The organism is Brucella pituitosa (assembly GCF_965577835.1).
GTDB classification, from domain to species: domain Bacteria; phylum Pseudomonadota; class Alphaproteobacteria; order Rhizobiales; family Rhizobiaceae; genus Brucella; species Brucella pituitosa.
On record NZ_OZ264093.1, the window covers coordinates 854163 to 862500 of the forward strand.

Genomic DNA, 8338 nt, shown 5'->3' on the forward strand with positions numbered 1-8338 from the left:
AATGACCGAAAGCCCCAACACTCTGCTTTATCTCAACGGTGTTTCCGTTTCCTTCGATGGGTTCAAGGCGCTTAATGCGCTGTCCTTCGTCGTCGAGCCGGGCGAGCTGCGTGCCATTATTGGTCCGAATGGCGCTGGCAAGACAACGATGATGGATATCATTACCGGCAAGACAAAACCGGATGAGGGTGAGGTGTTTTTTGAGGGTAATATAGATCTCACCAAGAAGGATGAGGCTGACATTGCCCAGATTGGAATCGGCCGCAAGTTCCAGAAGCCGACCGTGTTCGAGAGCCACACTGTCTGGGACAACATCGAGCTTGCACTCGACCGTAAGCGGGGTGTCTGGGCGACATTGTTCTATCGTCAGGACAAGGCAGATAGCGAGCGCATCGAAGAGATATTGAAGACAGTGCGCCTTTGGGCGCGGCGCGATGAACTCGCCACCAATCTTTCTCATGGTCAAAAGCAGTGGCTCGAAATCGGTATGTTACTTGCTCAAGAGCCCAAGCTTTTGCTGGTCGATGAACCAGTCGCGGGTATGACGGACGCTGAAACGGCTGAAACCGCTATTCTTCTTAAGGCAATCGCCAAGACGCGCTCGGTTGTGGTGGTGGAACACGATATGGGTTTCATCCGCGAGCTGGGTGTCAAGGTGACATGCCTTGCTGAGGGTAGCGTGCTTGCCGAAGGATCAATCGATTTCGTCAGTTCTGATCCGAAAGTGATCGAAAATTACCTTGGGCGCTAGAAAGGCTTACGGATGTTGAACGTTGAAAATGTGAGCCTTCATTATGGTGCGGCACAGGCCTTGCGCGGAGTGTCGCTGAAGGCGGAAGCAGGGCGGATTACCTGTGTTCTGGGTCGCAACGGTGTTGGCAAGACCAGCTTACTGCGCGCAATTACCGGACAGCAGGCTCTGAGCGGCGGGCATGTCGTGTTCGACAATGAAGATATGAAGGCCCTGCCACCTTATGCGCGTGCCAGCCGGGGCATGGGCTATGTTCCGCAAGGACGCGAAATATTCCCGCTTTTGACAGTGAAGGAAAACCTCGAAACCGGTTATGTGTTGCTCAAGCGCTCGGAGCGGTCTATTCCAGCCGAGATATTCAATCTCTTTCCGGTGCTGAAGGACATGCTGTCGCGTCGAGGCGGCGATCTGTCGGGTGGTCAGCAGCAGCAACTGGCCATCGGTCGTGCCATGGTTCTGAAACCGCGTATTCTGGTGCTCGATGAACCGACAGAAGGCATACAACCTTCCATCATCAAGGATATCGGCCGCGCTATCCGCTATCTGCGCGACTCGACCGGCATGGCCATCCTGCTGGTTGAGCAATATCTCGATTTCTGCCGCGAACTTGCCGATCACGTTTATATCATGGATCGCGGTGAGATCGTTCTGGAGGGTGCTGCCGAAGTGCTGGATACGCCGAAAGCCAGAAGTCATCTGACTGTTTAGGACAATGGCGGCGGCGACATTATTCGATCAGTTAGCCGCCCGCCGATAATTATCTCAGATAGTGTATATGCGGTCGGCAGGAATGCGGGGAAGTCTCCACTCGCGCCTCGATACAGAAGACATCCCTGAGAAGCCGCTCATTGATGACGTCTTCCGGGATTCCAGCAGCCACTATTGTGCCGTTCTTCATGACGATCAGTTCATCACAGAACATGGCTGCATGATTGAGGTCATGCAGCGCGATAATGCTCGTGATAGGCAAACCGGAGACAAGTTTGAGCAAACTCATCTGATGCTGAATATCCAGATGGTTTGTCGGCTCGTCAAGAATGAGTTCTTTTGGCTTCTGCGCCAATGCTCTTGCGATATGTACGCGCTGCTTTTCGCCACCCGACAAGCTTTGCCAATGATCATTTCGCTTGGTCTTCATGCCTGTGCGTTCAAGTGCATCTTCCACAGCGGCATCATCCACACCTATCCAGCCGGAGAACAATGAGCGGTGCGGAAAGCGACCGAGCTTTACGACATCAATGACTTTGAGATTGGCATTGGTCGTTGCGTGTTGCTCCACAAAGGCAATCCGCTGTGCGATGCTGCGTCGGGAGATTTTGCTGATATCCGTTTCATCGAGCATGACGCGCCCGCAATGAGGGCGCTTTAGTCCGGCGACCAAACGCAGTAAGGACGTCTTTCCCGACCCGTTTGGTCCCAGAAGCCCGAGCATCTTTCCGGGCTTCGCTTCAAAAGACACGCCATCGAGAATAGTTTTCTTGCCAATCTTCCAGGTGATATTGTCGGCGATGATTGTCATGATGCGCGCTGAAACCGGTAAAGAATGATCGAAAAGAACGGCACCCCGACGAGTGCGGTGACAACGCCAATCGGCAAGACCTGCTGCGGTATCAGCGCACGTGATGCAATATCGGCGAGCACCATGAAAATCGCGCCGACAATGGCACAGGCTGGCAGCAATCTTATGTGTAGCGGCCCCACAATGAAACGGGCGGCATGAGGCACAACCAGCCCGACAAAGCCAATTGATCCAACCATGCTGACGATGGTTGCTGTCATCATTGCGGTCAGCGCGAACAGGACAAGGCGAGCGCGTCCCACATTGACCCCGAGCGAGGAAGCAGCTTCATCACCAAAGGCAAATGCATCGAGCACATGCGCATAAAGAAGACAGGCGATAAGTGCAAAGCCTACCACCACAGAAACCAGCGTGAATTCTGGCCAGCGAACGCCACCAAAACTGCCGAGCAACCAAAACATCACGTCGCGGGCCTGCTGTGCATTGCCCGATGTGGTAACAATATATGAGGTCGCCGCATTGAAAAGTTGTGAGGCTGCAACGCCTGCAAGAATGGTGCGATCAGCGCCGCCCCGTGTCCCATTGGAGAGAAGAGCTACGAAGAAGAAGGCCGCAAATGCACCCACAAAAGCGCCTGCGGAAAGTGAAACGGCGCCGGCTCCAATACCCAGAATGACCACGGCAACCGCGCCGGTTGATGCACCAGCCGAAATACCCAAAACATAGGGTTCGGCCAAGGGATTGCGCAAAAGCGACTGCATGATCGCGCCCGACAGGGCAAGGCCGGCACCGCAAAATGCTGCAACAAGAGCCCGACTTAAACGATAATCCCAGATCACCGTCTCATGAATGCGATTGAGTTCGACCGCACTCCACCCAAGGCGATTGGTGATCGCAGCAAAAGTCGTTGAGAGTGGGATCGGCAAATCGCCGATCCCGACGCTTAAACCCACAACAAGTCCGATTGCGAAAAGAGACGCCAGCAGTACAAGGCCAAATATGCCCCAATGCCTTAAGGGATGGCGCCTTAAGGGATGACTGAGGTCACTCACTTGAGGATACCAAGCACTTTCAATTGCTCTGCAACCTGTTCTGCACCATAGATCGTGCGGATGGTCGGGTTCATGGCCTGACCGTCCATGACGGCGATGGCCTTGTTTTTGACGGCGGGCATCTGGCTGACGGCCGGGTCGGAGTTCAGGAACGCAATCTTGGCCTCAGGCTTGTCAAGCTCCCAACGATTGCGATCGAGATTGGCCACAACGATGACGTCGGGATTTGCAGCGATAATGCTTTCCCAGCCGAGGGTCGGCCATTCTGCCTCGGCTTTGATGGCATTTTCGCCGCCAAGTACATTCGCAATGAAACTTGATGCGCCATTTCCGCCGCCCAGATAAGCATCGGCAGAAGGGGACTGGCTGGAGAACCAGAAAACGTAGGAAAGCTTCTTGCCGCCTGTAGGGACGCTGGCTCTCAACGCAGCTTCGCGGGCCTTGAAATCAGCAATGAGACGCTGCCCGCGATCGGTAACGTCAAAAATTTGCGAAAGCTCATCGATCTCCTTGTAAAGAAGATTCATGTTCCACAATTCGTCTCTGCTGCCATATTCATCCTTGACCTGTTCCGTGCTCAGGCAGGTGCTTGGCGACAAATAGGTTGGAACACCGACCTTGTCGAAATCTTCGCGCTTGGCGACCTTGCTGCTTTTTCCAATCAGGCTCGGCAATGATGCCGCAACGAAATCCGGGTTCTCCGCAAGAATGGATTCAAAAGTCGGGAACTCCACTGTCAGAAGCTTTACTTTTGAATTGGCGGCTTCAAGCTGTGGGAGGACCTTGCTCGGCCAAAAAGCGGTTCCCGCCATTTTGTCTTCGAGACCAAGCAGCAGAAGAATTTCTGCACTGTTCTGACCAAGGCCGATAGAGCGCTCGGGAGCTTTTTCGAACGTGATTTTTGCACCGCAATTTTCAATTGTCAGCGGATACTTTGTCGAAGATGCGGTGGCCGGGTTGATCTGAAAAGTAAGTATGGCAGCGAGGCCTGAAACAGCCAGAAGAGACTTCATTGCTATCAAGGGAGGAGTCCTGAGTTGAGAACCAATAACTGTGGCGTGCCTAAAACACTCGATTTCCCTATAATCCAGATGCTAACGCCAAAACAAGAGATAACTAGTCATATTTTAACCTGATCCAGTTCGCAGCTCTGTGTTCGCGGCATAGCTCCGGCCCCGGAATACCACCTTTGGCCTGACGCAGGATTGCAAGAATCTTTGATTGGTTAAGCGTGCTCGTTTTCATCGCAATCTCCTCGATCACAATGCTGAGAAAATCCCACTTTTAAGCCCTGTTAATTTCTGGCGGAATTACGGGCCGACGAAGCAATAATACGGCAGGTGACAGCGCCAATATCATCATTCCCATTAGCCAAAAGCAGTCATTATAGGTCATCACAAGCGCATTTCGTTCGATCAGGCTCGTTAGCTGTGATATCGCGCGCAGCTTCGCTGTGGCGGCATCTATGCCCTGGCTGACACCATTGACTGCGAGCTGTGCCTGACCCGCCAATGAGTTTGCAGTGAGAGACTCTCGAATGGAATCAGAATGAACCGCAGTTCTATGGTCAATAACTATACCGCTAAAGGCCAGCCCCAGAGAGCCTCCGAGATTGCGCGCCATGCTGTAAATTCCTGCCGCATCAGCTGCGTTTTCTCTTCCGATCGCGGCCATCGAAACCTGATTGAGTGGTAAAACGGTCAGAATCTGACCGACGCCTCGCAGCAATTGTGAGAGAGTAAAATCCGCTCCGGCACTGTCTGGACTAAGTCCAATATCGACAAAGCAACTCGATGCTAGCAAAACCAATCCCAGGGCGACCATGATGCGTGCATCAAAGCGTCCTACGATACGCGGCAGAACAGGGACGAGTAAGAGCACAGGAACTGCCGCAAGCATCATAACGCTCCCGGCTTGCCTCGGATTGTATCCCGCAATGGTGCTAAGAAACTGGGGTAAAATGAACGTGGCACCATAGGTTGCAGCGCCAACGACGAGCGCAATCAGTGTAGCGCTGGCGAATGTAGCATTACGGAGAAGTGACAGCTTTATAACCGGGGCAACGCTCGTTTTCTGTGTGATGAATAGAATGGCAAAGCCAAAGAGCGAAGCGAAACTGAGCCCGATAATGAAGACGGATTCGAACCAGTTTTCGCGTTGCCCTTCCTCAAGTAAGACGGTGAGGCAACTAAACGCATCGTCATTCCGATGATGCCCCACCAATCGGCCTTCGCCAAAAGTTCCGGCTTTGCATTTTCACGCGGCAGGCCGACCAGGAGGAGAACGGCAAGAGCAATGCCGACAGGCAAGTTCAGGAAAAAACACCATCGCCAGCTGATCTCCTCAGCAAGATAACCGCCGAGAACGGGGCCCCAAATTGGCCCGATCAACACAATGACGCCAAATATGCTCATACCAATGGGCATTTGCCGAACAGGGAGGCGCGTGCGAATGATTACCTGCGCAGTGGGTATGAGCGCACCGCCAAAAAAGCCCTGCCCAACGCGTCCGATGATCATCGCAAGCAGACTATTGGACAGACCGCAGAACATTGAGAAAATGATGAATGCTGTGGTCGTAATAAGCAGCAGTGTACGCAAACCGAGCAAACGCGTGAACCATGCCGTCAGAGGGATCATGATTACTTCTGCAACCAGATAACCGGTGCCGATCCATGTTCCTTCCGTACCACTGGCGCCGATTGCGCCCTGAATTTGCGGTAAGGCTGTGTTGGTAATTGAAATATCGAGCGTGGCCATCAGCGCACCAAGCGCGCCAGCAACAACGGCAATCCAGTCAGTGAGTTTCGCTGATTCCTGTTTGGGCCCAACGATTGGTTTGAGTGTTCCTTCCTCGGTCATCGAGAAGAAGCCGTTCGGTCCGCGGCCGCTGTCCTTGTGTCGACCGTTACCTCGACCGACAGGCCTGGCACCAGAGGTGGTGCGTCTTTGCTCTGGGCTTCGAGCTCAATACGAACTGGTACGCGCTGTACAATCTTCGTAAAATTTCCAGTCGCATTTTCAGGAGGTAAAAGAGCAAACTGTGCACCTGTGCCGGGCGCAAAACTACGGACCACACCGGTAACAGTGGTGTTAGGATAGGCATCAATTCGCAAGTCTGCGCGCTGCCCTTCCCGCATATTGCCGATCTGAGTCTCTTTGAAATTGGCAACGAGATAGATATTGTTGGTCGGTACAACCGTCATCAGTAAGGTGCCAGGCTGAACAAACTGCCCCTTCTGAACCGTGCGGTCTCCTATCCGGCCTGTAATCGAGCTTCGAAGGACTGTATCCTCCAAATCGATTTCAGCTTTGCCTAAACTTTCCTGAGCTGCATCGAATTGTGCCCGAGCGAGATCGATTTGTGCCTGTAGCGTGACAGTTTGTTGACGAGCTGTTTCGAACGCTGCCTGTTTCAGTCGAATGATCGATTTGGCTTGCTCAAGTTTACTTCTTGCCTGCTCGACTTTCTGCTGGCTTTCGATCCCCCGAGCTACAAGTGGGGAGGCCCGATTATAGTCTTTTTGCGCAAGGTCTGCGTTCTCTGTTGCATTCTCAAGATCCGCCTGAGACTGTGCGATAACCGAAGTTTGTTGTTGAAGTTCAGCTTCACTCCTGGCGAGATCAGCCTTTCGGGCATTTAAGGTTGCCGCAGCCTCGTGAACTGCCATTTCATATCGACGCGGATCAATTTTCACGAGCGCTTGTCCGGCCGCGACCTCCTGATTGTCTCTAACATACACTTCGATGATTTGGCCCGAAACAGCCGGGGCCATCGAAACCTGATCTGCACGCAGATAGGCATTATCCGCGCTGACCATAAAGCGACCGGTCACATACCAGTCATGACCATAATAGCCACCTCCGACTACACCAAGAATAGCCAGAACAGTGAGTACGCGCCTTGAGGGGCGGCGTTTTCTTTGAGTTGGGGTTTCGTTTGATATGACGGTTTCTGGCGATACGGCCGCGTTCATTTAATGGCCCAATGGCTGTCGGATTAGAGAGTAAATATTCCATTTGATATAATTCTGTCAATCGGAAGAAATCTGACATCTGGAATACTTTGAGTGGCTGTGATATTTTTCCGACGACAGGAGTGCGCAATGGCAAATGTGAGAAGACGTAAATCGGAGAACGGTTATCCTCGTGGAGAGGAAACGAAAGCCAATATAATAAGAACAGCGATTTCTCTGTTCGGAGAGAAGGGCTTTACAGGCGTCTCGACACGGGAGATTGCGAGCGCAGCAAAGGTGCCGCCGCCATCAATTCAATACTACTTCAATAACAAAGAAGGGCTTTATCAGGCCTGCATCGAACACATGTATGTCTCAGCATGGGAAACGCTTGGGCCGGTGGTGCTTAAGGCCGAAGCTTTGTTGACGGAAAAGGCAGACGCTAACCGACTTGTTGAGGGATATTGCCAAATCTTGGAGACCCTTGCGGATTTTCTGTTTGGAGGGCCCGATGCTGCTGGACGGGCATTGTTTGTCGCTCAGCATCGTTCACCATCAAATTCGACAAAACATAATGTCAGCGGAAATACAGCAATGGGCAGTCGGATTCAGAATTGCTGCACTGCGATCGTCGCTGAAATTGCAGGAAGTAGCCTGTCTAAAGAGGCATGTAAGATTGTTTCCACGACGATTAATGGGCAATTGATCATTGTACACCTTGCCCGAGAGCGCGTTGAAGAAATGCTTGGCTGGAGTGAAATTACGCCCATACAGATCGAGGCTCTTAAGTCAGTTGTCAAAAGGCAAGCGACACTTATTCTGAATTCCTATCGATCACAGTAGTGTTTGAAGGTGAATCGCACAGGGCTTATCGGAGAGCTCAACCGCTCAATGAAGTGTCAGCGATTCTTACGCCGATGCGCTCGCCGAAATATTCACCGGTCTCTGCAAGGCCGACCGCGACCAGCTGATTCCAGACAGCAAGAAACAATTTGCACCGTCGCATCTCAACGCCGATACGACGGTACAATGCTATTTTTCCTGTGAAGCAGTGCAGATCA

12 protein-coding genes (1 of these 12 running past the window's edge) are annotated in these 8338 nt (G+C 52.4%); 3 read left to right on the plus strand and 9 right to left on the minus strand.

The features are described from left to right. Position 1 precedes the first annotated feature (1 nt). Together urtD and urtE are read left to right on the plus strand one after the other, a co-directional pair. Complete coding sequence (gene urtD, locus ACSME1_RS15135; RefSeq protein ID WP_036567336.1) at positions 2-751, plus strand: urea ABC transporter ATP-binding protein UrtD; 750 nt, start codon at positions 2-4, stop codon at positions 749-751. A 12-nt stretch (positions 752-763) separates the two neighbouring features. Beyond that, positions 764-1459, plus strand: coding sequence for an urea ABC transporter ATP-binding subunit UrtE (gene urtE, locus ACSME1_RS15140; RefSeq protein WP_105707872.1), 696 nt, complete (start codon positions 764-766; stop codon positions 1457-1459). 49 nt (positions 1460-1508) lie between these two features. On the opposite strand, the gene ACSME1_RS15145 is transcribed toward urtE, so the two are convergent. The 7 genes from ACSME1_RS15145 to ACSME1_RS15175 form a co-directional block, all read right to left on the minus strand. Further along, positions 1509-2270 carry an ABC transporter ATP-binding protein gene (locus ACSME1_RS15145; RefSeq protein ID WP_435655443.1) on the minus strand — a complete coding sequence of 254 codons (762 nt, stop codon included), beginning with the start codon at positions 2268-2270 and terminating at the stop codon, positions 1509-1511. Then, complete coding sequence (locus ACSME1_RS15150; protein ID WP_024897779.1) at positions 2267-3271, minus strand: FecCD family ABC transporter permease; 1005 nt, start codon at positions 3269-3271, stop codon at positions 2267-2269. The genes ACSME1_RS15145 and ACSME1_RS15150 overlap by 4 nt, the downstream gene beginning before the upstream one ends. Positions 3272-3318: 47 nt before the next feature. Then, on the minus strand, positions 3319-4344 hold the full coding sequence (locus ACSME1_RS15155; protein ID WP_024897780.1) for an ABC transporter substrate-binding protein: 1026 nt from the start codon (positions 4342-4344) through the stop codon (positions 3319-3321). A 94-nt stretch (positions 4345-4438) separates the two neighbouring features. Next, positions 4439-4567: a hypothetical protein gene (locus ACSME1_RS15160; protein WP_268877386.1), complete on the minus strand. Its 129-nt coding sequence runs from the start codon at positions 4565-4567 to the stop codon at positions 4439-4441. A 39-nt stretch (positions 4568-4606) separates the two neighbouring features. Beyond that, a complete protein-coding gene (locus ACSME1_RS15165) occupies positions 4607-5452 on the minus strand; it encodes an MFS transporter (RefSeq protein WP_244430458.1) in 846 nt (281 codons plus the stop codon). Continuing rightward, positions 5371-6183, minus strand: a complete 813-nt coding sequence (locus ACSME1_RS15170) for an MFS transporter (RefSeq protein WP_235822390.1) — start codon at positions 6181-6183, stop codon at positions 5371-5373. The genes ACSME1_RS15165 and ACSME1_RS15170 overlap by 82 nt, the downstream gene beginning before the upstream one ends. Further along, on the minus strand, positions 6180-7298 hold the full coding sequence (locus ACSME1_RS15175) for an HlyD family secretion protein (protein WP_024897781.1): 1119 nt from the start codon (positions 7296-7298) through the stop codon (positions 6180-6182). Before ACSME1_RS15175 ends, ACSME1_RS15170 begins: the two co-directional genes overlap by 4 nt. Before the next feature lie 129 nt (positions 7299-7427). Between ACSME1_RS15175 and ACSME1_RS15180 the strand changes: the two genes are divergently transcribed. Then, entirely contained in the window at positions 7428-8120 is a 693-nt protein-coding gene (locus ACSME1_RS15180; RefSeq protein WP_024897782.1) for a CerR family C-terminal domain-containing protein, read from the plus strand. Positions 8121-8157: 37 nt separating this feature from the next. Here ACSME1_RS15180 and ACSME1_RS15185 read toward each other — a convergent pair whose 3' ends face one another. Together ACSME1_RS15185 and ACSME1_RS15190 are read right to left on the minus strand one after the other, a co-directional pair. Continuing rightward, positions 8158-8307 carry a hypothetical protein gene (locus ACSME1_RS15185; protein WP_161662544.1) on the minus strand — a complete coding sequence of 50 codons (150 nt, stop codon included), beginning with the start codon at positions 8305-8307 and terminating at the stop codon, positions 8158-8160. A gap of 28 nt (positions 8308-8335) precedes the next feature. Continuing rightward, positions 8336-8338 carry the 3' end of an SRPBCC family protein gene (locus ACSME1_RS15190; RefSeq protein WP_024897783.1) on the minus strand. 441 nt of this gene lie beyond the right edge of the window, so only the last 3 of its 444 coding nucleotides appear in the window; the start codon falls outside the window, past its right edge; it ends in the stop codon at positions 8336-8338.